The sequence below is a fragment of the Tsukamurella ocularis genome (assembly GCF_024807615.1).
GTDB classification, from domain to species: Bacteria; Actinomycetota; Actinomycetes; order Mycobacteriales; family Mycobacteriaceae; genus Tsukamurella; species Tsukamurella ocularis.
This window is the reverse complement of the sequence record NZ_JANUCJ010000002.1, coordinates 775,194-801,797: the sequence shown is the minus strand read 5'-3', so window position 1 is coordinate 801,797 and position 26,604 is coordinate 775,194. Positions and strand designations below refer to the sequence as shown.

Here is a 26,604-nt window from a genome sequence, read left to right as displayed (position 1 = left end):
GCCGGGGTACCTGCTGCCGCTCCTGCAGCTCAGCGATTCCGCGCTTCCTACGGGTGCGTTCAGCCACTCCTTCGGGATGGAGGCGTACCTCGCGGACGGCACCATCGCGGACGAGGGCACCTTCGCCGCGTGGCTGCGCGCGTACGTCTCCCGGCAGCTCGCGTACACGGACGGCCTCGCCATCCGGATGGTCTACGACGCCCTGCACCTCGGCGACCTGGATGCCGTCTGGCGGCTCGACCGACTGCTGGCGGCACTCACGCTGCCCGAGCAGGTGCGGACCGCGGCCGGCACGATCGGCAGGCGCACCGCTGAAGTCGGCACTGTCGTCGCGCCTGAGTCCTTCCTCGGCGACTACCTTGCCGAGCTCGACGCGGGCCGCTGCCACGGGCATCCCGCCGTCGCGTTCGCTTTGTTCGCTCACGCGGTGGACGCTCCGCCCGCCGCGGCGATCGAGGCGCACGTCTTCGCCGCCGTCACGTCGCTGACCCAGAACGCCGTGCGCGCCATCCCGATCGGTCAGACTGCAGGGCAGCGGGTGCAGCGTTCGATGCACGACGTGGTGGCCGACGCCGTCGCCACCGCGATGACCCTGACCGACGACGACCTGGGCGCCGCATCGCCCGGACTCGAGATCGCACAGATGCGGCATCGGCGCCAGCGGGCGCGGATGTTCATGAGCTAGAAGGAGATTCCATGACGACGATCCGGATCGGTGTCGGCGGCCCCGTGGGCGCGGGCAAGACGCAGCTTGTGGAGCGCATCACCCGGCACCTCGCCGGCGAGGTGTCGATGGCCGCCATCACGAACGACATCTACACCACCGAGGACGCGAAGATCCTGGCGCGTAACAGCGTGCTGCCCGGCGACCGCATCGTGGGGATCGAGACCGGCGGCTGCCCGCACACCGCCATCCGCGAGGACACGTCGATGAACGAGGCCGCGGTGTCGCGGCTGATCGCGGCGCACCCGGACCTGCAGATCGTGTTCATCGAGAGCGGCGGCGACAACCTCTCCGCGACCTTCAGCCCCGAGTTGGTGGACTTCTCGATCTACCTCATCGATGTGGCGCAGGGCGAGGAGATCCCGCGCAAGGCCGGCCAGGGCATGATCAAGTCGGACCTGTTCGTGATCAACAAGACCGACCTCGCGCCGTACGTCGGCGCGGACCTGTCCGTCATGGCCGCCGACTCCAAGGTGTTCCGCGGCGACCGCCCGTTCTGCATGACCAACCTCAAGACCGACGAGGGCCTGGACGGCGTGCTGGAGTGGATCCGCCGCGACGTCCTCATGCTCGACCTCGCGTGAGCGGTGCCGTCGTGCCCGCGCTCACCGGCGAACTCGCGCTGACCCTCGCACCGCGGGGGCAGCGCACCGTCGCCGTGGCGCAGCGGCACGCCGGCACCCTGCAAACCCTGCGACCCATGTACCTCGACGATTCCGGGCAGGTCACCTACCACGTGGTGAACCCGGGCGGCGGGTGCCTGCGCGGCGACACCTACGCGATCGACATCGACCTCCAGGCGGACGCCCGCGCTGTCGTGACCACGCAGTCGGCGACGAAGGTGTATCGCACGCCCGGCGGCGGTGCCGCGCAGCACATGCGGATCCGGCTCGGCGCCGGCGCCGTCCTCGAGTACGTGCCCGACGCGCTGATCCTGTACCGAGAGGCCACCTACCGGCAGACGTGCGTCGTCGAGCTCGATCCGTCGGCCTCGCTCGTCCTGGCCGAGATCATCACGCCCGGATGGTCGCCCGACGGTGCGCGGTTCCGGTACGACGAGCTGCGCATGCGCACGGAGATCCACCGTGGCGGGGAGCTGCTCGCGGTGGACAACCTGCTCATCGAGCCTGGTCGCGCCGACCCGTCCGGCATCGGCTTCCTCGACGGGTACACGCACGTCGGATCGCTGACCACAGTGGACCCGCGCATCGACGAGGACCTGCTCGAGGAGGTGCACTCGCTCACCGAGACCGCCGGGACGGTCCGGAGCGGGCTCACCGCGCTCGCCGGCCCCGGCTTCGTACTCCGCTGCCTCGGTGACGACACCGCCGAGCTGGCCGGCCTGTTCGACGCGGTCATCGCGCTGCTCCGATCCCGATGGACCGGACAGGCGCCCATGAACCTGCGAAAGTACTGAGGGTGGAGGACACCGGCATGACCACATCGAGTACCATCGACCGGCTGCGGACGGCATGGACCGCCCTGGGCTCCGGCGACCGGCGGTCGCTGTTCGGGATGACCGCGACCGTGGTCGCGCTGCACGTCGTCGGCTTCGGCGCCCTCATCCTGTTGATCGCGCCCGGCCACTACCGGATCGGCGACGGCGGCGAGTTCACCGTCGGCATCGGCCTGCTGGCCTACACGTTCGGCCTGCGCCACGCCTTCGACGCCGACCACATCGCCGCGATCGACAACACCACGCGGAAGCTGCTGGCCGACCGCGAGGGGAGGATCGCGGCGGGGGAGCGCAACCCGCGCCGGCCGCTGTCGGTCGGCTTCTGGTTCTCGCTCGGTCACTCGACCGTGGTCTTCGGGCTCGCCGCTCTGCTCGCGCTCGGCGTCCGCGCCCTGGTCGGCCCCGTAGAGGATGAGAACTCGACGATGCAGACGGTGCTCGGCTTCATCGGCACCTCCGTCTCCGGCGTGTTCCTGTGGATCCTCGGCATCATCAACCTGGTGGTGCTCATCGGCATCGTGAAGGTCTTCCGCGACATGCGCACCGGGCGCTACGACGAGGCCGAGCTCGAGGACCGGCTGAACAAGCGCGGCCTCATGAACCGCCTGTTGCGCGGGGTCTCCGGGTCGGTCCGCAAGCCCTGGCACATCTACCCGATCGGGGTGCTCTTCGGCCTCGGCTTCGACACCGCGACCGAGGTCGGGCTGCTCGTGCTCGCCGGCGGCATGGCCGCGTTCACCCTGCCCTTCTACTGCATCCTCGTGCTGCCGGTGCTGTTCGCGGCCGGAATGTCGCTGCTGGACACCATCGACGGCGTCTTCATGAACGCCGCCTACGGCTGGGCCTTCGCCAAGCCGGTACGGAAGGTCTACTACAACATCACGATCACCTCGCTGTCCGTCGCCGTGGCGCTGGCGATCGGCACCGTCGAACTGCTGGGCGTGCTGGCCGAGCGGGCGCACGTCGAGTCCGGTCCGCTCAGCTGGGTCGCCTCGATCGACCTGGACTACGCGGGCTTCGTGATCGTCGGCCTGTTCGTCGCGGTATGGGCCGTCGCGTTGCTGATCTGGCGCTACGGGCGGATCGAGGACCGCTGGTCAGTGCGCTGAGTTAGCCTGGGCCGCATGAGCGTCATCGAGGTGCGGCCGGCGAGCGTTTTTGAGGACGTCGCGGCCGTGCTCGGCCCCAAGAAGCAGACCTCCAGCAACTGCTTCTGCCTCTCCTACCGCATCGGCTCGAAGGAGAACCAGGCCCTGCGCGGGCCCGAGCGATTCGACCGGGTGCGGGGTCTCTGCGCGGAGAACCCGCCTCCCGGCGTCCTCGCGTACGACGGTGCCGAACCCGTCGGCTGGGCCGCGATCCACCCGCGGACGGATACGAGCTGCGCGACGAACCGCCGCATCCCGCAGGTCGACGGGCACGAGGACCCGTGGTCGCTGTGGTGCGTGCGGGTGCGCCCCGGACACCGGAAGCAGGGGATCAGCCACGAGCTGGTCGCCGGTGCCGTCGACTTCGCGCGTGCAAACGGCGCCGCCGTCGTCGAGGCGTACCCCGTCGACAATCAGGGCGCGAAGGTCGATCTGACCATGGCCTACGTCGGCACGCGCGCGCTCTTCGAGCGGGCGGGATTCGAGTACGTCATGGACACCACATCGGTGCTGAACGGCTTCACGCGCGTCCTGATGCGGTACGCGCTGTAGACGCCGTCGCGTGTGCGGACCGGCGGTGTCGTAGCTCCCGCGGGAGCTTCTCGCACAAGCGGAGGTTGCAACCCGCTGCGCAGTGAGAAACTCCCGCGAGAGGTCGGCGAGGGCTGCTACCTCCAGCCGAGGGCGGGTGCGACGTCCTTGACCAGCGACTCAAGCAGGCGGGTGTTGTACTCCACGCCCAGCTGATTGGGCACCGTCACCAGGACGGTGTCGGCCTCGGCGATGCCCTCGTCGTCGCGGAGCTGCTCGACGAGCTCGTCGGGCTCGCCCGCGTAGGTGCGGCCGAAGACGGCGCGGAAGTCGTCGATCACGCCGAACTGGTCGTCGCTGGAGCGCTCGTGGCCGAAGTAGGCGCGGCTCTCGTCGTCGATGATCGGCATGATGCTGCGGCTCACCGAGACCCGCGGCTCGTGATCGTGGCCGGTCTCGGCCCAGGCTTCGCGGAACTTCCGGATCTGGTTGGCCTGCTGGACGTGGAAGGGCTCGCCGGACTCGTCGGTCTTGAGCGTCGAGCTCATGAGGTTCATGCCGAGCTTCGCCGCCCACTCGGCGGTGGCGTCGGACGCGGCGCCCCACCAGATCCGGTCCCGCAGCGTGGGGGAGTGCGGCTCCACCCGCAGCAGCCCCGGCGGGTTGGGGAACATGGGGCGCGGGTTCGGCTGTGCGAAGCCGCCGCCCTCGAGCACCTTGAGCATGAACTCGGTGTGCTCGCGGCCCATGTCGGCGTCGGTCTTGCCCTCGTCGGGCTGGTAGCCGAAGTACTTGTAGCCCTCGATCACCTGCTCGGGCGACCCACGGCTCACGCCGAGCTGCAGTCGCTCGCCGGCGATGAGGTCTGCGGCTCCGGCGTCCTCCGCGAAGTACAGAGGGTTCTCGTAGCGCATGTCGATCACGCCGGTACCGATCTCGATCCGCGAGGTCCGGGCGCCGATCGCGGCGAGCAGGGGGAACGGCGAGCCGAGCTGCCGCGCGAAGTGGTGCACGCGGAAGTAGGCGCCGTCGGCACCCACCTCCTCGGCAGCCACCGCGAGGTCGATCGACTGGTGCAGGACGTCGGCCGCGGAGCGTGTCCGCGAGCCGGGCGAGTCGGTCCAGTGACCGAAGGACAGGAAGCCGATCTTCTTCATGGCCGCTACAACCGCGGACCGCGGTCCGAATATTCCGCGGACGCGCGGGCGGCGGAGCGCTCCCGGGGGAGCAGGAGGTGGGCGGCCCGCTCCTCGTTCAGCAGGTGCGCCTCGACGAGCCCGGGTACCTCGTCGACGGTGACCCGCCCGTACCAGGCGTCGTCCGGTTGCACCGTGACGACCGGGGCGTGGTTGCAGGGGAATTGGCAGCCGGTGACGGTGACCAGCGCATCGTCGTCGCCCAGGCCCGCGCGCCGCAGTTCGTCGCCGAACGCCGAGGTCAGCGCCGAGGCACCCAACGCCGAACAGCGCGGACCGCGGCACACGAGAACCTGGTGCCGGTGCCGCGGCACCTTCTCCCACGCGGGCGAGTGCAGCGGCGCGGCATCGTCGGCCATCGGTGTCCCGCCGGCAGCGATCGCGGCGGCCAGCAGCTCCTCGTCGGGTGCCGCCAGCAGCTGCGGCGCGAGCCGGAGGGTGGGGGCACCGTCGTAGCTTCGGAGCCAGTGCGCCGCCACGCGGCGCAACCACGAGCGCTTCGGTCCGGACTGCGCCCAGCCCGCGCCGATGAGCAGGACGTCGGAGGCGCCGCGGTCGGCGACCGAGGTGAGTACGTCGATCAGCGCGGGATCGTGGACCTGCAGGAAGGCGACCTCGGCGTCGGCGGCGCGGGCCAGCCCGGTCAGCGCGTCGGGGTCGACGCCGGCCGACATCCCCACGAGGATCGCCGTCACGGCAGCGCCCGGATCCCCTCGGCGATGCGTCGCGCACCGTCGAGCAGGCGGACGCCGGACGTGGTCTCCGAGAACGGGATCACGACGAACCGGTTCTCCCGGACGGCGCGCAGCTGGCTCAGAGCGGGGTCCTTGCGTGCCTGGTCGATCCGCTCCTGCGCGGGATGTCCGACGGTGTCGGCCACGACGATGACGTCGGGGTTCGTGCCGACCACGTTCTCCAGCGAGACCTCGGCCCAATTGCCGGGCAAGTGGGCGAAGACGTTCACGCCCCCTACGGACTCGATCACCAGCTGCGGGGTGCCCTTGCCGGCGCCCACGTTGAGGCCGGATTGCGCGCCGTAGTCCCACCAGAAGATGCGCTGGCCGCGCGCGGCGCCCTTGAGGGCGGCACTGCCGAGCTCGGCCTTCTGCGCCGCGATCACCTCCGCGGCCTGATCCTCGGTGCCGAACGCCTTCCCCGCTGCCGTCAGTTCGTCCCAGATCAGGTCCCACGTCGCGCGTTCCGGCTTCTTCGCGCAGCCCGCCGGGGCCAGGAGGGTGGCGATGCCCTGGCCCTGCAGCTTCGCGCGGTCGCCGGCGTTCTTCTCGCTGAACGCCGAGTTGTACGAGCCGTAGACCAAGTCGGGCCGGACCGAGAGCATCTTCTCCTGCGTCGGGTACTTCGCGGCGAGGACGGGGATCTTCGCGTACTCGGCTTGGAAACGCGGGGCGACCGCGTCGTCGAGGTAGGCGGTGCCCACCATGCGGTCGGCCACGCCGAGCGCCAGCGCCACCTCGGTAGCGCCCTGGTTCATTGTCACGATCCGACGCGGCTCGGCCTTCACGTCCGTGGTGAAATCGCAGGTGGTGACGCTGACGGGGAACCGGGCGGACGGGCTCGCGGCCGTCGGTGTCGACGGCGCCGAGCCGCAGCCGGCGAGGAGTCCCGCCGCGACGGGCAGGACGAGGGTGGAAGCGAGGGCGCTGGGCCGCATGGGTCGGACTCGATTCGTCGGCCGCTCCGTGCGCGGGGGCGGTGGTGGACAGCTGCGAGTCGGCCGGTATCGGACTCGAGGCGACGAAGTCGCCTCACACCGTTGCGCGCCAGTCCCGGACTCTCACCGGGTTCCCTATGTCCGACTCGAGCGTGACGCTATCAGGCGGTCCGGGGCCAGCGTCGCGTCGCGGCGAGAGCTACTGCGGAGGCGACGGCGGTCCACGCGGCGAGGATCGTCAGCGAGACCCACGGCGACCAGGTCGCGGTGTTCGCGGGCACACCGATCGTCGCGAGCTGCGAGCTGGTGGCGGGGAGCCACGCCGCGAGCGAACGCCCGAACGGGAGGGCCGGGACCGCGATCGCCTCCACGAGGAACCACCAGCCCAAGATGATGCCGACCGCCGCGGTGGTGGACGAAGTCAGGTGACCTACTGCCAGGCCCGACAGGGCGAGCAGGGCGCTGGCGATCGGCGCGGTGGCTAGTAGGTGCACGACTTCGGTGGCGGGGGAGGACACCCCGGTGACCGCGGCGACCACGACGGCCGACGCCGCACCGGCGAGGCCCGCCCCTGCACCGCCGATGGCCGCGACCACGGCCTTCGAGGCGTACCCGACCAATGGCCGCGGGATCAGGATGCGGCTGAGCGCAAGTGTTCCGTCGTCCCGGTCGAGGCCGATGAGCAGCGCCCCGGCCACGGCGATGAGCGCGCCGCCCACCAGCCCGAGGCCGTATCCCGCGGTGGTCACCGTGGCGTCGTGGAAGACCGGCGCGAAGACGCCGACGACGACGGCCACCGCTAGGGCGACCGCCGTCGCGCCGCCGAGCGCGGCGCGGAAGCCGCGGGAGGTCAGGGCCTTCCTCGCCTCCGCGGTCACGGACCGTCGCGCGACGCCCCGCGGTGGGGTGGCGGGCGGCGCGGGGGTGGGGCCCCGGGACGATTCATCGCCCGTGAGTGAGAAGTACAGTGCCTCCAAACCGGACCGGCCCGGCGGCGCGGGTTCGACCAGCTCGGCCAGCGGCGCATCCGCGACCACGCGCCCCTCGTGCAGGGCGACGATACGGTCGGCCGTCTGCTCCAGCTCGCTGAGGAGATGCGAGGACAGCAGAACGGTGCGTCCCTCGTCGGCGAGCGCGCGGAGGGTGCGGCGGATCCAGGCGATCGCCTCGGGGTCGAGGCCGTTCACCGGCTCATCGAGCACGATCACCGGCGGATCCCCGAGGACGGCCCCCGCGATCGCGAGCCGCTGGCGCATCCCCAGCGAGAAGCCTCCGACGGGCCGGTCGGCTACCAACTCGAGGCCGACGAGGTCGAGCGCAGCGGCGACGCACGCGTCGGGCAGGCCGATCGCGGCCGCCATCCACCGCAGGTGTTCGCGGGCCGTCCGCGACGGCGCGACCCACTCCGCATCGAGCAGGACGCCGATCGCCGCGCCGGGGTTGGGAAGATCGCCGTACCGCCGACCGTCGATCGTGACCGTGCCCGACGAGGGCCGCTCCAGCCCGGCGATGAGCCGTAGCGTGGTGGACTTCCCGGCACCGTTGGGCCCGATCAACCCCGTGACCTCGCCCGACGGTGCCGTGAAGGTCACGTCCTCCACTGCCACGACTCCGCCGTAGCGGACCGTGACCCCAACGAGTTCGATCACCGCGGCGTCGCGGCCACGGCCGTTCCCGCGGGCTTAGCGGAACCCGGCTTGGGCCCGGTCTTCGTGGCTGCGGGCTTCGTGGACGCGGGCGTACCCGTCTTGGCGGCCGCCGCGCCGCCGCCCTTGCCGCTCGCCGCGAGCTCGCCGAGCGCCGCCAGCCCGCCGGTGGCGATGGGCGACCACTTCCCGGTCTGTAGGCCGGTGAGCACCTGGTCCTCCCATGCCACGAGGCACGCGGCCGCGGGCGTGGCGGCGAGCTCCTGGAGTGCGGGTGCGAGGTCGTCGCCGGCCTTGGTGAGCGCCTCGATCACCTTGGGGCGGTACTGCGCATACAGGGGCTTGATCGCGTCGTAGACCGCCTGCTCCGCGGCATTGAGCGCGCCGACCGGACCAGCGAGCGTGGGCTGCGATTGCTCGATCACGGGCTTGATCGCGGCGAGGAAGGGGCCGAACAGGCTGAGGATCGGGTCGTAGGCCTGTCCCGCGGCGAAGGCTTCGTCGGTGAACGCGCCGGCCGCGGGCGCCAGCAGGATCAGCGAAGCGAGGCCGCCCTTCTCCCGCGGCTTGGGCCAGCCGAGCGGGCACTGGATATCAGCGGGGTTAACGCCCGGCACAACGGTCGATACGGACCCCGAGGTCGTCGCCGAGCCGGACGGGGTCGCCGCACCGGAAGGCTTGGCCGCCGAGGGTGTCGCCGGTCCCGAGGGCTTCGCGGCCGCGCTCGTTGATGCGGGGGAGCTGCTCGGCGAAGGGACGGGCTTCGGCGTCGGGGCCGCCATCGCAGTACCCGCGACGGGGACGGTCACCGCGAGTGCGGCGGCGACGGCGGTGCGGGCGAACGCGGGCGGGATCCGGGTCATGGTGCCTTCTTCGGTGCGGAGGAACGGGGAGCGGTGGAGGTGCCGGCGGCAGTGGGCGGTGGCCCGGGCTCGAAGACGCCCTCCAGGTGCCAGACGCCGGTGAAGTCGTTGAACGGGCCGCCCTGGATGTGGCTGGTCCAGTCGAGGGTGAAGCGCCGCGTCGCGGGGTCGAATGTGCCGTTGGCGGTGGGGCCGTCGGCCTTCGCCGCCGCGGGCTGCGCGAGCCAACGCTGCGAGACGACGTCCCAGGCCTTCCCGACCTGCTCTTGTCCGGCCGCGGCGGCGTCGGTGCGGGGCACTGGCTTCGGCGCGCCCTGGTTGAACTCCTGGTTGTTCCACGAGGCGGCCCAGGCGGAGACGTTCGCGGTGAGCTTCGTTCCGGTGCGCGTGACCGACGGCGCGGGCAGTGGGGCGCGGGTCTGTGGATCGACGGCGTTCGTGGAGATGCCGAAGAGCACGTCGAAGAATTTCGTCGGCGTGATCACCGAGCGGGACAGCGAATCACCGTTATGGAAAGCGGGTTTCGCCTCGGATTGGTAGGCGCCGGTGCGGAGCCCGCCCGCGGTGCCCGGCTTCAGAGCGGTGACGCGGCCCTCGTCGATCGGCGAGTTGGCGTTGTTGACGAAGGGCCCGTCGGCGGTGCCGCCGACGATCGCCATCTTGAAGTACGTGCCCGTCGGCTTCCCGTCGGCGAAACCGCCCGGCGTGAACCGGAACAGCCCGACGAGTTGCTCGGGGGCTTCCGGCTGCGCCGGCGCTGCCGTGCTACAGGCGGCGGATGCCGCCGCTGCCAGGGCGACCAGGGCGAGCGCTAGCGGCCGGCGCGCTCGCGGGCGAATGGTGGAGCGGGGGATCACGGCAGAGCCTTTCGTCGGGTCCCGAGCACGGCGCCCCCGACGGCGAGGCCCAGGGCGAGCTCCGCCCAGGGCAGGGCCGCGAAGGTGCCGCCGGGGACCGGCAGGGTGGCGTTGGTGGAGGCCAGCCGCCGGTAGTCGGGGAGGTTGTCGTTGATCGCGCCGGTGAGTGAGGCGAGATCAGAGGACACCGTCTGCCAGGAGGCGGTGAAGGCACGGATCTCGGGGGTGCGGCGGACGGTCGTGCCGCGGTCGATCTCGCCGACCGCGCCGACCAGCGCGAGGAAGTCGTGCTGCAGGCGCACCACCTGCTGCTCGGTCATGATCGGCGCGAACCGGTCGACCACTCGGCCCGCGGACGGCGCACCGTCCACGAGGCCGGAGGCGAACGGGTGGACCACCAGCGCCACCGCGCAGAGCGTCGCGGCGGCGGTCGCCCACCGGCGTGGCGGGGCGGCCCGGGCGCGGAGCAGGACGGCTCCCACGACGGCCAGCACGATCCCGATCAGCAGGAGCAGCTGGGGGAGTGTGCCCAGGCCGCGGATCCGGGCGAGCGCGTCCACGTCGGGCTTCGCCGCCCGCGCCGACGCGAGCAACTCCCGCGCGTTCGACTCGACGTCCGCCGACCGGTTCGCGTACCCGACGGTCCGTGGGGCCGCCGCGAGCCGCCCGGCCGCGGCCTCCGCGCGGGTGGCCGCGCCGAACCGGGCGATCGCCTCCACGTCCCCGTCGAGTCGGGCGAGGGACTCTTCGGTCAGGTGCGGTGCGAAGGCGTCGAGCATCTTGGTTGCGCCCGCCGTCGTGGTGGGGAGGCCGCCGGCGACGGAGCCGAGCGCGAGAGCGATGCCCGCGATCAGCAGGAACCAGGCCGGCCACCGTCGGGCCGTCGGTACCGCCGCGGTGCGAGGGGGTGCGACGGCGCGCAGCCGGGGGACGCCCCCGAGCAGCGCCGCCGCGCCGGGTGCCGCTACTTGCTGTACGTACCGGTGAGATGCCACAGGCCGGTGAAGTTGTTGAACGGCCCGCCGACGATCTGGCTGGTCCACGTGATCGAGTAGCTGGAGCCGTTGATCGTGCCGGTCACCCGGCTGGTCTTACCGGGGAGGCCTCCGCCGGGCTTCGGGGCGCCCTGGTTGAAGACCTGGCCGTTCCAGGCGACACCGAACGCCGAGAGGTCGCCGGACAGCGACGAGCCGTTGCGCGTGATGGTCGGGACGGCGGTGGCAGACCCGGTCTGCGGGTCGGTCGCCTTCGTCGAGGTCACGAAGTCGGAGCCGAAGAAGGTGCGCGCCGCGGTGACCTGCCCCTGGTAGGAGCCGGAGGTCAGGGACCCGGACAGTGGCGTGATGGTCTTGTCCGAGTTGGTCGAATTGCCATTCGCCAGGAACGGGCCGGACGCGGTGCCGCTCGGCAGGATCATCCGGAAGTACGAACCGGAATCGATCGAGAAGGTGCCCGTGAGCGTGTCGGCGTTCGCCGCGGGAGTAGCGACGGCGGTGACCGCCGCTGCGGCCGTCACTGCCAGGGCGGTGCCGAGGGCGCGGCGGGAGAAGGTGGTGCGCATGGGGGCGATCTCGCTTTCGTCAGGATGTGGAGGAGCCCGATGGAAGCTGAACGCTAGTTGCGGTCGTACGGTCCGCGAAGAGTTCCGATCACCGCGATCCGGGATACGTGATCTCGATCGCGTCGGCGCCCGGAGATCTGTCCGTCGCGACGGGCACCCCGGGCGGGACGGGCACGTTGACTAGAGTCATGGCGTGAGTACTTCGGCCATCGCCATCATCGTCGCCGTCGTCGCCGTCCTCGTCGTTCTGGCGGCGCTGGCGACCGGCCTCTACCTCAACAAGCGTCGGCGCGTCTCGCTCAAGGAGGAGACGGCCGAGCCCAAGAGCCTCGACAAGTCGGGCGGGTACAAGGCCGGCGGTGGTTTCACCTTCAGTGAGGGCACGCGCGAGGCCGAGCCGGTGCCGCTGGTGCCGAAGGCCCCGACTGCCCCGAAAACGGTGTCCGAGGCGGCACCTCATATCTCCCTCAAGGACCTGCAGGAGTCACGCGAGCAGGAGGCCGCCGAAGCGGCGCAGGCGCAGACCGACGCGCGCCTCGCCGAGGCTGAGGACATCGACCCCGGCATCGCGAACGTCGCGCCGTCCGCGCCGACCGAGATCGAGCGCATCGAGGACGAGGCGCCGGAGGCCGCGCCCGAGGCGCCCGCCGAGGCCGACACTCCCGCCGACGCACCTGCGGAGACGATCGCGCCCGCCGCGCCCGTCGCACCGGCGGAACCGGTCGCTCCGGCGGCGCCCGCCGAGGACGAGGCGCCCGTGGCGGCACCGTCGGCCCCGAAGCTGGACGAGATCGCCCCGACGGAGGGCCGCCTCGACCGGCTCAAGGGCCGGCTCGCGCGCTCGCAGTCGACGGTCGGCGCATCGCTGCTCGGACTCCTCGGCGCGGGCGACCTCGACGAGGAGTCGTGGGAGGAGATCGAGGACACGCTGCTCCTCGCGGACCTCGGCACCCCCACGACGATGGCCGTGGTCGAGAAGCTGCGGGACCGCATTGCGACACAGGGCGTCGCCAACGCCGCCGAGGCGCGCGCGCTGCTGCGCCAGGTGCTGATCGAGGAGCTGCACCCCGAGTACGACCGCAGCATCAAGGCCCTGCCGCACGCCGGCGCACCGTCGGTGCTGCTGGTAGTGGGCGTGAACGGCACCGGCAAGACCACCACCACGGGCAAGCTGGCCCGGGTGCTCGTGGCCGACGGCCGGCGCGTACTGCTCGGCGCCGCCGACACCTTCCGTGCCGCCGCGGCGGATCAGCTGCAGACCTGGGGCGAGCGCGTGGGCGCGGAGGTGGTGCGAGGCAAGGAGGGCGCCGACCCGGCCGCCGTTGCCTTCGACGCGGTGGCGCGCGGCACCGAGGAGGGCGTCGATGTAGTGCTCATCGACACCGCCGGCCGCCTGCACACCAAGACCGGCCTCATGGACGAGCTGGACAAGGTCAAGCGTGTCGTCGAGAAGAAGGCCAAGGTCGACGAGGTGCTGCTGGTCCTGGACGCCACCATCGGCCAGAACGGCCTCGCGCAGGCGAAGGTCTTCGCCGAGGTCGTGGACATCACCGGCGTCGTCCTCACCAAGCTCGACGGCACCGCCAAGGGCGGCATCGTCTACGCCGTGCAGCACGAGCTCGGCGTGCCGGTGAAGCTCGTCGGCCTCGGCGAGGGCGCCGACGACCTCGCGCCGTTCGAGCCGGCGGCCTTCGTCGACGCCCTCCTCGGATAGGAAAACGCCGGGAATTCCGCACTGAGCCTGGGTTCGAGGCCGCATTCGGGCTCGAAGCGCTGCGGAATGCGAAATCTCTGGCGCCGCCGGAAACACGGGCGTAACCGGAGGCCTCGATGTAGGGCTGACCGGTTACACACGAGCAACACGAGCGCCCCCGCAGGGAAACCGCGGCCGCAGAAGCTGTTCTCACTCGCACCGCAACGGCGGCGCGCCCGAGGAGGTTTCCCGTGCTCTTGGCTTCTGTGCCCGACGAACTGTTCGGCAAGGTCGACTCCGGCACCACCGCGTGGATGCTGATGTCCGCAGCGTTGGTGCTGCTCATGACGCCTGCCCTCGCGTTCTTCTACGGCGGTCTCTCCCGCCAGAAGAGCGTGCTCAACATGATGATGATGTCGATCGGCTCGCTCGGGCTGGTCTCCGTGATCTACGTGCTGTGGGGCTACTCGATGTCGTTCTCCGGCGAGGGCAACTATCTCGGGCTGTTCGACAATCCCTTCAAGTACTTCGGTCTCGACCAGCTGATGGAGACCAAGCCGTCGGGTGAGGACACCCTGGTGGTGCTCAACGCCGCGGGCAGCGGCCTCCCGGCGATCGTCTTCGCCGGCTTCCAGCTGACCTTCGCCGTGATCACCGTCGCGCTGATCTCGGGCGCCCTCGCCGAGCGCGTGAAGTTCGGGACGTGGCTGCTGTTCACCGGCATCTGGACCACCATCGTGTACCTGCCCCTGGCGCACATGGTGTGGGGCGGTGGCCTGCTGTCGGGTGCCGAGGGCGGCATCGCCGCGAAGATGTTCGGCACCACCGACGGCCACGCCACCGTGGCGCCCATCGACTTCGCTGGCGGCACCGTCGTGCACATCAACGCCGGTATCGCCGGCCTCGTGCTGGCGATCATCGTCGGCAAGCGACTCGGCTTCGGCAAGCACTCCTACCGCCCGCACAACATCCCGTTCGTGATGCTCGGCGCCGCGCTGCTGTGGTTCGGCTGGTTCGGCTTCAACGCAGGCTCCGCGCTCGGCGCCAATGCCACGGCCGGACTGGCCTGGGTCAACACGACCGCCGCCACCGCCGCCGCAATGCTCGGCTGGCTCGCGGTGGAGAAGTTCCGCGACGGCCACGCCACCACGGTGGGCGCTGCGTCGGGCGTCGTCGCCGGCCTCGTCGCCATCACCCCGGCATGCGCGAACGTGACTCCCGTGGGCGCCCTCATCCTCGGCGTCGTGGCCGGTGTCGCCGCCGCCTTCGGCGTGGGCCTCAAGTCGAAGTTCGGCTTCGACGACTCGCTCGACGTGGTGGGCGTGCACCTGGTGGCCGGAGTGATCGGCACCGTCGCGCTCGGCTTCCTGGCCAAGGACACCGGCCTCTTCTACGGCGGCGACTACAAGCAGTTGGTGGTCCAGATCGTCATCGCCGCGGTCGCCCTCGCCTTCACGGCGATCCTCACCGCCGTCATCGCCTTCGCGCTCAAGCCGCTCGGCTGGCGCATCGACAAGGAGGAAGAGGCCGACGGCATCGACAACTCCGAGCACGCCGAGACGGCTTACGACCTGGTCTGAGGGGACCGGATCTAAGCTGAATCCACATCCGACTTAAGCGAAGGAAACTCTTATGAAGCTGGTCACCGCGATCGTCAAGCCCTTCACACTCGAGGACGTGAAGGCGGGCCTCGAGCAGGCCGGGATCCTCGGTATGACCGTCAGCGAGGTACAGGGCTACGGCCGGCAGAAGGGGCACACCGAGGTGTACCGCGGCGCCGAGTACTCCGTGGACTTCGTGCCCAAGGTCCGCATCGAGGTCGTCGTCGACGACGCCGTCGTGGACAGCGTGGTCGACGTGATCGTCGAGGGCGCCCGCACCGGCAAGATCGGCGACGGCAAGGTCTGGGTCACGCCCGTCGAGTCCGTCGTGCGCGTGCGCACCGGCGAGCGCGGCAACGAGGCCCTGTAGCGAGGATGACGGTGCCGGACAGGGCGATCATGACGGTCGGGGAGAGCGGGTCGCCCGCGGGCGGCGGGCAGACGGGCGGACTCAGCGGCGCGAAGGAACTCGTCGCCGCCCGCGCCCGGCTCCTCGACCGGGCGTCCGGCCCGCACCGGCTCGAGCCCGCCGCCCTGCGCGGCGCCCTCGCCGACTTGGCCGAGGTGTGGCTCACCACCCACGGCGCCGCCGCCGGGATCGGACCGGACAGCGGGCTCGCCCTCGTCGCCGTCGGGGGACTGGGGCGTCGGGAGCTGCTGCCCCACAGCGACTTCGACCTTCTGCTCGTGCACGACGACGGGCTGGATCCGGAACGCGTGACGGCAGTCGCCGAGAGCATCTGGTATCCGCTGTGGGACGCGCACATCAAGCTCGACCACAGCGTCCGCACCGTCCCCGAGGCGGTCCGCGTCGCGCGGTCCGATCTCACCGCGGCCCTCGGCCTGCTCGACGCCCGGCACATCGTCGGCGACGAGGAGATCACGAACCTGCTCATCAGCGGCGTGCGCCGGCAATGGCGCGCCGATATCCGCTCCCGCGTCGACGACCTCGCCGAGCAGGCACGCGAGCGGTGGCGCCGCTCCGGGGAGATCGCCCACCGCGCCGAACCCGACCTCAAGAACGGTCGCGGCGGCATGCGCGACGTGCAGCTCCTCCAGGCCCTCTCGCTCGCCCAGCTGACCGACGGGATCCCGACCCCGTCGGCAACGCCGAGCGGCACCACCGGCAACGATTTGGCCGCCGCCTACGCCCGGCTGCTCGACGTACGCACCGAACTGCACCGCATCGCCGGTCGCGCACGGGAGCAGGTGCGCGCCCAGGAGGCCGACGAGATCGGGGCCGCGCTCCGCCTCGGCGACCGATTCGACCTGGCCCGCACCATCAGCGACAGCGGCCGCACCGTGGCTTACGCCGTCGACGTGGGCATCCGCACGGCCCAGAACGCCGTGCCGCGCCGCGGCTTCGCCCGGCTGCGCCGGCCGCCCGTCCGGCGACCACTCGCCGAGGGCGTCGTCGAGCACGCCGGCGAGGTCGCGCTCGCCCGCGATGCCCGGCCGGACCGCGACACGGGTCTCACGGTCCGGGTCGCCGCCGCGGCCGCCGCCTCCGGGCTGCCCCTGTCGGCGTCCACCCTGGCCAGGCTCGCCGAGGTCGCGCCCGCCCCGCGCAGCCCTTGGTCGCCGGAGACCGTCGCCGACCTGCTCGCCCTGCTCGGCGCCGGGCGCAGCGCCGTGCCCGTGATCGAGGCGCTCGACCGTACCGGCCTCTGGGGGCGCCTGCTGCCCGAGTGGGGTGCCGTCCGCGACCTCCCGCCGCGCGACGCGGTGCACACGTGGACCGTGGACCGGCACCTCATGGAGACCGCCGCGCACGCCGCGGGCCGCGCCACCGACGTCGCGCGACCCGACCTGCTCGTGCTCGGCGCGTTGCTGCACGACCTGGGCAAGGGCCGCGGCGGCGACCACAGCGTGATCGGCGCCGAACTCGCCGAGGCCATCGCCGCCCGCCTCGGGCTCTCCGCCGACGACACCGCCCTGCTCGCCGCGATGGTCCGCCATCACCTCCTGCTGCCCGCCGTCGCCACCCGGCGCGACCTCGACGATCCCGCAACGATCGAGATGGTCGCGGAGAAGGTCGACCACGATCCTGTGCTGCTGGAACTGCTGCACGCCCTCGCGGAGGCCGACTCGCTCGCCACCGGGCCCGGCGTCTGGGGCGACTGGAAGTCGCGACTCATCGGCGAGCTCGTCCGCCGCACCCGCCGCGTGCTGGACGGGGAGCCTGCGCCGCAGCCCGGTCCCGTGCCCGAGGAAGTGGCGGCGCTCGCCGCCACCGGCGGGACGCATGTGCGGATCACGCCCGCGCCCGCGCTGGGGCCGCACACCTTCACCGTCGCCGTCGTAGGCCCCGACCGGCGAGGCGTCCTCGCCCGGATGTCCGCCGTCCTCGCGCTCGCGGGCCTGCGGGTGCAGAGCGCGTCCGTCGGCGCCGTGGGGGAGTGCGCGGTCAACACCTTCCTCGTGGTGCCCACCTTCGGCGACCCTCCCGACCCGGCGGTCGTCCGGCAGCGGCTGCTCGCCGCGCTCGACGGCGCCGACGTACTCGCCGAACTGCGCGCCCGCGAGCGCGCCGCGGCCGCCCCCGTTGACGGCAGCGTCGCCGCCCCGCCCTTGCGGGTGGCCGCCCCACCCCGGCTGCACTGGTTCGACGGCGCCCCCGGCACCGTAGTCCTCGAAGTCCGGTCCGGTGATACCCCGGGCCTGCTCGCGCGGGTCGCGGGCGCCCTCGACGACGCCGGGGTCGACGTCCGGTGGGCGAAGGTCGCCACCCTCGGCGCCACCGCCGTCGACGTCTTCTGCCTCGCGGTGCCCGGCGACGAAGCGGTCGTTCGGGCCCGCGCCGAGGAGGCCGTCATCGCCGTTCTGCCGGAGGCCGCGCCGCCTGCGCCACCGGACGACGAGCCGACCCGATAGTCTGGAGCAATGTTCGAATCCCTCTCCGATCGGCTCACAGGCGCGCTCAAGGACCTGCGCGGCAAGGGCCGGCTCACCGACGCCGATATCGACGCGACGGCGCGCGAGATCAGGCTCGCGCTGCTCGAGGCCGACGTCGCGCTGCCCGTGGTGCGCGCCTTCGTCGCCCGGGTCAAGGAGCGGGCCAAGGGCCACGAGGTCTCGGCCGCGCTCAACCCCGCGCAGCAGATCGTCAAGATCGTCAACGAGGAACTCGTCGCCATCCTCGGCGGCGAGACCCGGCGGCTGAACCTGGCGAAGACCCCGCCGACCGTGATCATGCTGGCCGGCCTGCAGGGCGCCGGTAAGACCACGCTCGCCGGCAAGCTGGCCCACTTCCTCAAGAAGCAGGGCCACACCCCGATGCTCGTGGCCTGTGACCTGCAGCGTCCTGGTGCCGTCGACCAGCTGAAGATCGTCGGCGAGCGGGCCGGCGTGCCGACCTACGCGCCGCACCCCGGCACGTCCGTCGGCGGTGAGGGCGTGCTCGGCGTCAGCGCGGCCGACCCCGTCGAGGTCGCGAGCGGCGGCATCGCCGAGGCCCGGGCCAAGCAGCACGACGTCGTGATCGTCGACACCGCCGGCCGCCTCGGCATCGACGAGGAGCTGATGGGGCAGGCCAAGGCGATCCGCGACGCCGTCGACCCCGACGAGGTGCTGTTCGTCCTCGACGCCATGATCGGCCAGGACGCGGTGACCACCGCGCAGGCCTTCGCCGACGGCGTCGACTTCACCGGCGTCGTGCTCACCAAGCTCGACGGCGACGCCCGCGGCGGCGCGGCGCTCTCGGTCCGCGAGATCACCGGCAAGCCGATCCTCTTCGCGTCCACGGGCGAGAAGCTCGACGACTTCGACGTCTTCCACCCGGACCGGATGAGCTCCCGGATCCTCGGCATGGGCGATGTGCTTTCGCTCATCGAGCAGGCCGAGCAGCACATGGATCAGCAGAAGGCGGAGGAGGCGGCCGCCAAGATCACCTCCGGGGAGCTGACCCTCGAGGACTTCCTCGACCAGATGCTGATGATCCGCAAGATGGGGCCCATCGGGAACCTGCTGGGCATGCTGCCCGGCGCTGGCCAGATGAAGGACGCCCTCGCGGCCGTCGACGACAGCCAGCTCGACCGGATCCAGGCGATCATCCGCGGCATGACCCCGGCCGAGCGCAGCGACCCGAAGATCATCAACGCTTCCCGTCGCCTGCGCATAGCCAAGGGCTCCGGCGTCACCGTCACCGACGTGAACCAGCTGGTGGACCGGTTCTTCGAGGCGCGCAAGATGATGTCGCAGATGGCCGGCTTCGGTGGCGGCGCCCCCAAGCGGCTCTCCAAGCGCAAGCAGAAGGGCAAGCAGGGCAAGAAGAACAACCGCGCCCGGCAGACCGGCCCCGCAACGCCCCGTGCGGGCGGCTTCCCCGCCATGCCCGCCGGGATGGACCTGTCCGGCATGCCCCAGGGGCTCAACCAGCTGCCGCCCGGCCTCGAGGGGATCGACATGGCCGCGCTCGAGGAGCAGCTGCGCAAGAAGCGGTAAGCGTCGAGGAATCGGGGGATTTCTCGTCGGTGGCGAGGATATCGATCGTCAGGTCGAAATCGACCGGTTTCACGACGTAGGGTTGCCGGGGTGAGCGATCTGCACTTCACCGGCGCCGTCCTACCCGGCGGCGAGGGCGAGTTCTGGGTGTCCGACGGTGTCCTGCACCTGTCGGATCCGGGCGGTCCCGCCACCGAGCTGCGCGGCTTCGCGGTGCCCGGCTACGTCGACGCGCACTGCCACGTCGGCATCGTCGAGGAGGGCGAGCCCGACCTGGTGCGCGGTCGCGCCCTCGCGCTGGAGGACGTCGCCGTCGGCGTCACCGTGATCCGCGAGCCCGGTTCCGACCTCGACACGTCACCGCTGGACGGGCGGCCCGGACTGCCGCGGTTCGTGCGGATGGGCCGGCACATCGCGCTGGTCAAGCGGTACACGCGCGGGCTCGGCGAACAGCTCGAGGACCCGTCGCAGCTCGTCGACGCCGTCCGCCGGCGCGCCGCCGAGGGACACCCGTGGATCAAGTTGGTGGGCGACTGGATCGACCGGTCCACCGGCGACCTCGCGCCGTTGTGGCCCGACGACGTCCTCGCCGAGGCCGTCGACGTGGCGCACGACGCCGGGGCCCGGATCACCGCGCACGTCTTCGGTGAGGACGCCCTCCCCGGCCTGCTGGCCGCCGGCGTCGACGCGATCGAGCACGGCTCGGGCCTCACCGCCGACACCATCGAGGTCATGGTCGAGAAGGGGATCGGCCTGGTGCCCACCTTGATCCAGATCGAGAACTTCCCCTCCATCGCCGAACCCGCCCGTGAGAAGTTCCCCACTTACCACCGGCACATGATGGCGCTGCACGACCGTCGCAAGGCGACGTTCCGGGCCGCGTGGGAGGCGGGCGTCGCCCTGTACGCGGGCACCGATGCCGGCGGCTTCAACGTGCACGGTGCCCTACCGCGGGAGATCGAGGCCCTCGCCGCCGTCATGCCGCCCGAGGAGGCCGTCGCCGCCGCGTCCTGGCGGGCGCGACAGTGGCTCGGCTTCGCCGGAATCGACGACGGCGCCCCCGCCGACCTCGTGATCTACGACGAGGACCCGCGCATCGCGCTCGCCCACGGTGCCCTGCCGGCACCGTCGGCAGTGGTGGTCCGTGGCGAGCTCGCCGACCTGCCCCGGTAGCCGCTACGCGTGCGCGCGGAGCGCGGCGATGACCCACTCCGCTGCCGGCACCATCGCCGGACGTTGCGGCCAGCCGTTCAGTGCGCCGAGCAGCGACCAGTAGCGCTCGACGCGTGCGTCGGTGAAGGTCGCCATCTGATCGGCCATCCCGACGCGGTCCGTTCCCTCCGGTAGCAGCGTCGCCAGCAACGCTGCGGCCTCCGCCGAGTCCGGAGCGGTCCCGTTCTCCGCCGCCGTGCGGGCTGCCTCGAGGTCCACCATCACCGGCGGCTCCGTGGCCGCGGCCCCCGTGACCGCCATCTCGCGGGCCCGGGCCCGGAACTCCTCGTCCGCGACCAGCTCCGCCAGCTCGATCCACGCGTCCACCTGGGCGGGCGTCGGATCGTCGGGCAGCTCGGCGGGCATCGACCGCATTCCGTTCGCGATGTGGGCGCCGGGCGCGTCCGCAGCGATGCCGGCGAAGGCCTCGTCGACGAACTCGTCGATGATCCGCTGGCGCTCGGTCGCGGACAATGTCGCCATCTCGTGCATGATTCTCAACTCCTCGGTCGTGCTGTTCCTGGTCGCGACCGACCGCAGCACCGCCCGCCGGATCCGCAGCGTGCGGATCTCGGCGTCGAGGGCCCTCGCGTGCGCGTCGGCCACCGCGGCGAGGCCGACCTGCTCCGCGAGCACGGCACGCACCGTCCTCACGTCGAGGCCCAGCGCGCGCAGCGTCCGCACCAGCTCGAGCCGTGCCACCGATTCCGCGTCGTACAGCCGATACCCGGCCGCGCTGCGGATAGTGGGGACGAGGCCCTCGTCGGACCAGAATCGGATCGTCTTCACCGACGCCCCGGTCCGGGCCGCGACGTCGCCGATGCTGAACAGTGCGTTGTCGTCGGTCACGGGATCAGCCTGCGGTCTCCAGTGCGGGGAGAGTCAAGAGGTCGTGGAACGGGCGATGCCGGCGAGGCTCTGCCCGCTCGGCTCCGACGGTGCCTGCTTCCGCTTCGCCGGCCGGGGCCGGCCGACCCACCACTGTGCCTTCGGTGCGCGGCTCAGCAGCTCGACGATGCCGAGTGTGATCGCGATCGTCAGTACGTACGCGACGGCGGTCCCGAAGGGCGCGGGCAGCACCGTCGTGAGCCACGGCGCACCGTCGGCCGTATGGGGCAGCAGCAGCGTCGACAGGACCATCACGTGCACCAGGAAGACGCCGAAGGAGCGCTTGGCGCCGTACGAGGCGAAGCGGGTGAGTCGAGGCAGCCGGTGCCGGTTGCGCGCCAGCAGTAGGCCCACTGTGTACACCGCCGCGACCAGCACGACGTAGAGCACGAAGTTGGCCGGTTGGAATACCGCCGACGCCACGATCGGCGCGGTCTCGTCACCGAGGCGCACCCGGTAGAGCACCTGCGCACCCACCGCGACAAGGGCCGCGGCCGCGAAGATCAGCGGCGCGTGCCGCAGCAGGACCGCCTCGATCCGCTCCCGGTGGAAGGCCGCGACGACGCCCAGCAGGATGAAGAACTGGTACGGAACGAACGTGGCGTACAGGTGCCAGAAGTTCTCGCCCCACCACCCGGTAGTCGGGTTCCAGTAGGTGGCGGCGACGTAGATGCCCACCTGGAGGACCGCGCTCGCGGCCAGGATCGGCGCGTGGAACCGGCGGGTCCGCTCGGCGAACACGAAGATCAGGGGGAAGAGCAGGTAGATCTGCAGCGTGACGAAGATGAAGTACAGCTGGTAGCCGTTGGTGCCGCCCCACTTGAGGCTGTTCCAGAAGTCGCCCAGCTCAGTGGGGATCTTGCCACCGTTGCCGGCGACCACCATGTCGTAGGCCCAGTAGGCGAACGCCCACAGCACGAACGGCGTGATGACCAGGGTGAGTCGCTTGCGCCAGAACTGCACCGGGCTCAGGCGTGCCCCGCGTTCGACGATGCCGTACGCCAGCACCAGCCCCGTGAGCGCGAAGAAGGCATTGCGGGTGAAGTGCAGGTTCATCGCGATCGCGTTGGTGACGGTGCCGTTGACCTCGTCGTTGGTGTTCGTCAGCGTGTGGATGAAGACCACGAGGAGGAACGTGATCGTGCGGACAAAGTCGAGCTGGTACAGATAGCCGCCGCGGGAACGGGCGACCGCGTCGCCGGTGGTCACCGGTGACGGGGCGGTGCGGTCCAGGTGCGTGGCCATATGTCTGAGTCTGCGGTCCGATCCTGCGAGGTGGCTGTCTGCGGCCTGGCAGGGGGCTACACCGGGCTGGCGGTGCATCGCGCAGGCAACAACGGGGTTGAGTTTACCCGTCGGTAACCATTGCTTTCGCAACATCAGGGCCGAAGTGGCGCGTGTCACGCGATGGGGACCGTCTTCACCTCGACCCTAGCTGTTGGGCGGAATCGCGGCCCGGAGCCGCGTGTCGCGAGTCAGTGGTGGAAGGCGGTCCGCCGCTCTCCGTGCCCGTCGTTCCGCGAGAGTCGGGTGAGGGCGGCGGCGAGATCGTCGCGGAGCTTGCCGGCGAGGTCGCCGGAGAAGCCCTCTCGGACGACGATCCGCAGCACCGTGACGTCCTGTGCGTCGGCGGGCATCGTGTACGCCGGTACCTGCCAGCCGTAGGCGCGCAGCTCGTGGGAGACGTCGAAGGCGGTGAACGGTGCGGCATCGTCGACGGACAGTGTCACCACCGGCAACGCCGAGCCGTCGGTGACCACATGCAGGTGCGGCAGTGCCGCGAACTCCTTCGCCAGCCAGGCCGCCGTTCCGCGCAGGGCACGCATGATCTTGGTGTACCCGTCACGGCCGAGGCGGATGAAGTTGTAGTACTGGCCGATGATCTGGGCCCCGGGGCGGGAGAAGTTGAGTGTGAAGGTGGGCATGTCGCCGCCGAGGTAGTTCACCCGGAAGACCAGGTCCTCGTCGAGGGCCGCCCGGTCGCGGAAGACCACGAACCCGATGCCCGGATACGTCAGCCCGAACTTGTGACCCGAGGCGTTGATCGACGCGACCCGCGGCAGCCGGAAGTCCCATGCGAGGTCCGGGTCGAGGAAGGGCGCGACGAAGCCACCACTCGCGGCGTCGACGTGCACCGGCACATCGGGGCCGCCCTGCGCCGCCAGATCGTCGAGCGCGGCGCAGACCCCCGCCACGTCCTCGTACTCGCCCGTGAACGTGGTGCCGAGGATCGTCACGGCGCCGATGGCGTTCTCGTCGACAGCGGCCCGCACCTGCTCGGGCGTGATCACGTAGCGCCCGGGTTCGACCGGCAGGTACACCGGCTCGACGTCGAAGTAGCGGCAGAACTTCTCCCACACGACCTGCACGTTCGACCCCAAGACCAGCTTCGGTGCGCTTGCGTCCAGGCCCCGCGCCAGGCGGGCCTTCCGCCAGCGCCACTTCAGCGCGAGACCGGCCAGCATCACGGCTTCCGAGGAGCCGATCGTCGACGTGCCCGTCGCGGAGGCGGGGTCGGCGGGGTTCAGACCGGGGGCGTGGAACAGATCGGCCACGATCGCCACGGTGCGGGCGTCGATCGCGGACGTCGCGGGGTATTCGTCGTGGTCGATAGCGTTCTTGTCGAAGGACTCGGACATCAACGCCTGGCCCTGCGGCTCCATCCAGGTGGTGACGAAGGTCGCGAGGTTCATCCGCGACTGGCCGTCGAGCATGAGCTCGTCGTGGATGAAGCGGTAGGCCTCCGACGGCGTGGTCTCGCCGTCCGCGAGCCGGGCGCGGGGGAGGGGGTCGGTTCCCAGCCGTCCAGCGTAGGCGGGGATCAGAAAGGTGTCGTCGTCGAGGGGATTCGTGCCCATGGCCGAACGCTACCGCCGCGAGCCCGCTGCGGCAGGTCGGGAACCGGCGGAACGACAGCGGGAGCGCCGTCACGCGATTTCGCACCGGTCGCATGGCGTGGCAGAATGGAACGCTGCTGACCGGCAGCGGCTGAGATACCGCCCCGGCGGTCACGCAACCAGACGGCAAAACCGGGTGCGTTCATCCTGACGCATCGCTGAATTGCACACGTGACTACACACGAAGGAACCACAGGCACATGGCTGTCAAGATCAAGCTCACGCGGCTCGGCAAGATCCGCAACCCCCAGTACCGCGTCGTCATCGCCGACTCGCGCACCCGCCGCAACGGCCGCGCGATCGAGTCGATCGGCAAGTACCACCCCAAGGAGGAGCCGTCGCTCATCGCGATCGACTCCGAGCGCGTGCAGTACTGGCTGGGCGTCGGCGCGCAGCCGACCGAGCCCGTCCTCGCCCTGCTGAAGATCACCGGTGACTGGCAGAAGTTCAAGGGTCTCCCCGGCGCCGAGGGCACCCTGAAGACGGCCGCCGAGAAGCCGTCCAAGCTGGACCTGTTCAACGCGGCCCTCGCCGCTGCCGACAACGAGCCGGCCGCTGCCGCCACCACGCCCAAGAAGAAGGCGGAGAAGAAGGCCGACGAGGCTCCCGCCGAGGCTGCTGAGGCTCCGGCCGAGGCTCCGGCCGAGGGCGAGTAAATGAGCGCCGTCGTCGCTGATGCCGTCGAGCACCTCGTGCGCGGCATCGTGTCGAACCCGGACGACGTCCGCGTCGACCTCATCACCGGCCGTCGCGGCCGCGTGATCGAGGTCCACGTGAACCCGGACGACCTGGGCAAGGTCATCGGCCGCAGCGGCCGTACCGCCACCGCCCTGCGCACCCTCGTCACCGGTATCGGCGGCAAGGGCATCCGGATCGACGTCGTCGACACCGATCGGGTCCGCTGACCCGATGGAGCTCGTGATCGGGCGGGTCGCCAAGTCGCACGGCATCCGCGGCGAGATCGTCGTGGACGTGCGTACCGATTCGCCCGAGCTCCGCTTCGCGGACGGCGCGGTCCTCACCGGCCGGCGCCCCCGCGAGAAGAACGCCCAGACGTACACCGTGGCAGCCTCCCGGAATCATTCCGGGAGGCTGCTGGTGCGTCTGCAGGGCGTGAACGACCGCACCGCGGCCGACGAACTACGCGGCACCCTCTTCCTCATCGACTCCGCCGATGTCGAGCCGAGCGACGACCCCGACGAGTTCTACGACCACGAGCTCGAGGGCCTCGCCGTCCGCACCGTCGGAGGTGAGGACGTCGGCACGATCGCCGAGGTGCTGCACGCGCCCGGTGGCGAGCTGCTGTCGGTGAAGGCGCCCGACGGCCGCGAGATCCTCATCCCGTTCGTCACGGCCATCGTCCCCGACATCGACCTCGCCGGTGGCGTCGTCACCGTCGACCCGCCCGAGGGTCTTCTCGATCCGGAATAGCGACTGACATGCGCATCGACGTGGTGACGATCTTCCCCGAATACCTCGCGCCGCTGCGGCAGGCGCTGCTCGGCAAGGCCGTCGACAAGGGCCTGCTCGAGTTCGGCGTGCACGACCTGCGCGACTGGACCCACGACGTGCACAAGGCGGTCGACGACTCGCCCTACGGCGGCGGGCCCGGCATGGTCATGAAGCCCACCGTCTGGGGGCCCGCCCTCGACGACGTCTGCCCCGACGACGCCCTGCTCGTCGTCCCCACGCCCGCGGGCGTTCCGTTCACGCAGGCCATGGCGCACGAGTGGGCCCGCGAGGAGCACATCGTCTTCGCCTGCGGCCGATACGAGGGCATCGACCAGCGCGTCTTCGACGACGCCGCCCGCCGCGTCCGCGTGGTCGAGGTGTCCATCGGCGACTACGTCCTCATCGGCGGCGAGGTCGCCGTTCTCGTCATGGTCGAGGCCTTCGGCCGGCTCATCCCCGGCGTGTTGGGCAATAAGCTGAGCCACCAGGACGACTCCTTCTCGGACGGTGCCGATGGCCTCCTCGAGGGGCCCTCCTACACGCGGCCCGAGACCTGGCGCGACCTCACCGTGCCCCCCGTCCTGCTCTCGGGTGACCACGCCAAGGTCGCGCAGTGGCGCCGCGAGCAGTCCCTCGCGCGGACCGCGGACCGTCGACCGGATCTGCTACCGCCCGACGACGCCGAGAACCCCGCCTGACCGTCGGGGCCGCCACGCCGCACGTCCCTGACACGATCAACGCCGGGAACGGATCGCCGATCGGTA

General features: G+C 71.2%; 26 protein-coding genes and 1 riboswitch. Of the genes, 15 read left to right on the top strand and 11 right to left on the bottom strand.

Annotated features, from left to right (window positions below):
* Positions 1-76 precede the first annotated feature (76 nt).
* The 5 genes from HNP44_RS09925 to HNP44_RS09905 are packed head-to-tail and all read left to right on the top strand — an operon-like array spanning position 77 to position 3,880.
* Positions 77-685 carry an urease accessory protein UreF gene (locus HNP44_RS09925; protein WP_259139840.1) on the top strand — a complete coding sequence of 203 codons (609 nt, stop codon included), beginning with the start codon at positions 77-79 and terminating at the stop codon, positions 683-685.
* Positions 686-696: 11 nt separating this feature from the next.
* Positions 697-1,308: an urease accessory protein UreG gene (ureG, locus tag HNP44_RS09920; protein ID WP_259139841.1), complete on the top strand. Its 612-nt coding sequence runs from the start codon at positions 697-699 to the stop codon at positions 1,306-1,308.
* Positions 1,305-2,141, top strand: coding sequence for an urease accessory protein UreD (locus HNP44_RS09915; protein ID WP_259139843.1), 837 nt, complete (start codon positions 1,305-1,307; stop codon positions 2,139-2,141). The genes ureG and HNP44_RS09915 overlap by 4 nt, the downstream gene beginning before the upstream one ends.
* Before the next feature lie 17 nt (positions 2,142-2,158).
* A complete protein-coding gene (locus tag HNP44_RS09910; protein WP_259139845.1) occupies positions 2,159-3,289 on the top strand; it encodes a HoxN/HupN/NixA family nickel/cobalt transporter in 1,131 nt (376 codons plus the stop codon).
* A gap of 15 nt (positions 3,290-3,304) precedes the next feature.
* On the top strand, positions 3,305-3,880 hold the full coding sequence (locus HNP44_RS09905) for a GNAT family N-acetyltransferase (RefSeq protein ID WP_259139846.1): 576 nt from the start codon (positions 3,305-3,307) through the stop codon (positions 3,878-3,880).
* A 116-nt stretch (positions 3,881-3,996) separates the two neighbouring features.
* Here HNP44_RS09905 and HNP44_RS09900 read toward each other — a convergent pair whose 3' ends face one another.
* The 8 genes from HNP44_RS09900 to HNP44_RS09865 form a co-directional block, all read right to left on the bottom strand.
* Positions 3,997-5,016, bottom strand: a complete 1,020-nt coding sequence (locus HNP44_RS09900) for an LLM class flavin-dependent oxidoreductase (protein ID WP_259139847.1) — start codon at positions 5,014-5,016, stop codon at positions 3,997-3,999.
* A gap of 5 nt (positions 5,017-5,021) precedes the next feature.
* Positions 5,022-5,750 (bottom strand): (2Fe-2S) ferredoxin domain-containing protein, encoded by a 729-nt coding sequence (locus HNP44_RS09895; RefSeq protein WP_259139848.1) that lies wholly within the window; start codon positions 5,748-5,750, stop codon positions 5,022-5,024.
* On the bottom strand, positions 5,747-6,727 hold the full coding sequence (locus HNP44_RS09890) for an ABC transporter substrate-binding protein (RefSeq protein ID WP_259139849.1): 981 nt from the start codon (positions 6,725-6,727) through the stop codon (positions 5,747-5,749). The genes HNP44_RS09895 and HNP44_RS09890 overlap by 4 nt, the downstream gene beginning before the upstream one ends.
* Positions 6,728-6,771: 44 nt before the next feature.
* Positions 6,772-6,887: riboswitch (cobalamin riboswitch) on the bottom strand.
* A 1-nt stretch (position 6,888) separates the two neighbouring features.
* Entirely contained in the window at positions 6,889-8,376 is a 1,488-nt protein-coding gene (locus HNP44_RS09885) for an ABC transporter ATP-binding protein (RefSeq protein WP_259139850.1), read from the bottom strand.
* The gene (locus HNP44_RS09880) at positions 8,373-9,236 is read right to left on the bottom strand and encodes a hypothetical protein (RefSeq protein ID WP_259139851.1); all 864 of its coding nucleotides are present in this window, start codon (positions 9,234-9,236) and stop codon (positions 8,373-8,375) included. Before HNP44_RS09880 ends, HNP44_RS09885 begins: the two co-directional genes overlap by 4 nt.
* Positions 9,233-10,093, bottom strand: coding sequence for a hypothetical protein (locus HNP44_RS09875; RefSeq protein WP_259139852.1), 861 nt, complete (start codon positions 10,091-10,093; stop codon positions 9,233-9,235). Before HNP44_RS09875 ends, HNP44_RS09880 begins: the two co-directional genes overlap by 4 nt.
* A complete protein-coding gene (locus tag HNP44_RS09870) occupies positions 10,090-11,088 on the bottom strand; it encodes a hypothetical protein (protein WP_259139853.1) in 999 nt (332 codons plus the stop codon). The genes HNP44_RS09875 and HNP44_RS09870 overlap by 4 nt, the downstream gene beginning before the upstream one ends.
* On the bottom strand, positions 11,058-11,654 hold the full coding sequence (locus HNP44_RS09865; RefSeq protein ID WP_259139854.1) for a hypothetical protein: 597 nt from the start codon (positions 11,652-11,654) through the stop codon (positions 11,058-11,060). The genes HNP44_RS09870 and HNP44_RS09865 overlap by 31 nt, the downstream gene beginning before the upstream one ends.
* Before the next feature lie 193 nt (positions 11,655-11,847).
* Here HNP44_RS09865 and ftsY point away from each other — a divergent pair, with 193 nt between their 5' ends.
* The 6 genes from ftsY to HNP44_RS09835 all read left to right on the top strand — a co-directional run bounded on the left by ftsY (position 11,848) and on the right by HNP44_RS09835 (position 20,564).
* Positions 11,848-13,368, top strand: coding sequence for a signal recognition particle-docking protein FtsY (gene ftsY, locus HNP44_RS09860; protein WP_259139855.1), 1,521 nt, complete (start codon positions 11,848-11,850; stop codon positions 13,366-13,368).
* A 230-nt stretch (positions 13,369-13,598) separates the two neighbouring features.
* Positions 13,599-14,927 (top strand): ammonium transporter, encoded by a 1,329-nt coding sequence (locus HNP44_RS09855; protein WP_259139856.1) that lies wholly within the window; start codon positions 13,599-13,601, stop codon positions 14,925-14,927.
* Positions 14,928-14,979: 52 nt separating this feature from the next.
* Positions 14,980-15,318: a P-II family nitrogen regulator gene (locus tag HNP44_RS09850; RefSeq protein WP_068524879.1), complete on the top strand. Its 339-nt coding sequence runs from the start codon at positions 14,980-14,982 to the stop codon at positions 15,316-15,318.
* A 29-nt stretch (positions 15,319-15,347) separates the two neighbouring features.
* On the top strand, positions 15,348-17,822 hold the full coding sequence (locus HNP44_RS09845) for a [protein-PII] uridylyltransferase (protein WP_259139857.1): 2,475 nt from the start codon (positions 15,348-15,350) through the stop codon (positions 17,820-17,822).
* A 9-nt stretch (positions 17,823-17,831) separates the two neighbouring features.
* Positions 17,832-19,391 carry a signal recognition particle protein gene (gene ffh / locus HNP44_RS09840; RefSeq protein WP_259139858.1) on the top strand — a complete coding sequence of 520 codons (1,560 nt, stop codon included), beginning with the start codon at positions 17,832-17,834 and terminating at the stop codon, positions 19,389-19,391.
* 90 nt (positions 19,392-19,481) lie between these two features.
* On the top strand, positions 19,482-20,564 hold the full coding sequence (locus HNP44_RS09835; RefSeq protein ID WP_259139859.1) for an amidohydrolase family protein: 1,083 nt from the start codon (positions 19,482-19,484) through the stop codon (positions 20,562-20,564).
* 3 nt (positions 20,565-20,567) lie between these two features.
* Here HNP44_RS09835 and HNP44_RS09830 read toward each other — a convergent pair whose 3' ends face one another.
* The 3 genes from HNP44_RS09830 to HNP44_RS09820 all read right to left on the bottom strand — a co-directional run bounded on the left by HNP44_RS09830 (position 20,568) and on the right by HNP44_RS09820 (position 24,349).
* On the bottom strand, positions 20,568-21,452 hold the full coding sequence (locus tag HNP44_RS09830) for a MerR family transcriptional regulator (protein WP_259139860.1): 885 nt from the start codon (positions 21,450-21,452) through the stop codon (positions 20,568-20,570).
* Positions 21,453-21,485: 33 nt separating this feature from the next.
* Complete coding sequence (locus tag HNP44_RS09825) at positions 21,486-22,736, bottom strand: acyltransferase (protein WP_259139861.1); 1,251 nt, start codon at positions 22,734-22,736, stop codon at positions 21,486-21,488.
* Positions 22,737-22,966: 230 nt separating this feature from the next.
* Entirely contained in the window at positions 22,967-24,349 is a 1,383-nt protein-coding gene (locus HNP44_RS09820; protein WP_259139862.1) for a glutamate decarboxylase, read from the bottom strand.
* Positions 24,350-24,588: 239 nt separating this feature from the next.
* Between HNP44_RS09820 and rpsP the strand changes: the two genes are divergently transcribed.
* Genes rpsP through trmD form a run of 4 tightly spaced genes read left to right on the top strand, consistent with a single transcriptional unit; the run spans position 24,589 to position 26,538 of the window.
* The gene (gene rpsP, locus HNP44_RS09815; RefSeq protein ID WP_259139863.1) at positions 24,589-25,044 is read left to right on the top strand and encodes a 30S ribosomal protein S16; all 456 of its coding nucleotides are present in this window, start codon (positions 24,589-24,591) and stop codon (positions 25,042-25,044) included.
* A complete protein-coding gene (locus tag HNP44_RS09810; RefSeq protein ID WP_013126270.1) occupies positions 25,045-25,293 on the top strand; it encodes an RNA-binding protein in 249 nt (82 codons plus the stop codon).
* Between the two features lie 4 nt (positions 25,294-25,297).
* The gene (gene rimM, locus HNP44_RS09805) at positions 25,298-25,819 is read left to right on the top strand and encodes a ribosome maturation factor RimM (RefSeq protein ID WP_259139868.1); all 522 of its coding nucleotides are present in this window, start codon (positions 25,298-25,300) and stop codon (positions 25,817-25,819) included.
* Between the two features lie 8 nt (positions 25,820-25,827).
* Positions 25,828-26,538: a tRNA (guanosine(37)-N1)-methyltransferase TrmD gene (gene trmD / locus HNP44_RS09800; protein WP_259139869.1), complete on the top strand. Its 711-nt coding sequence runs from the start codon at positions 25,828-25,830 to the stop codon at positions 26,536-26,538.
* Positions 26,539-26,604 lie beyond the last annotated feature (66 nt).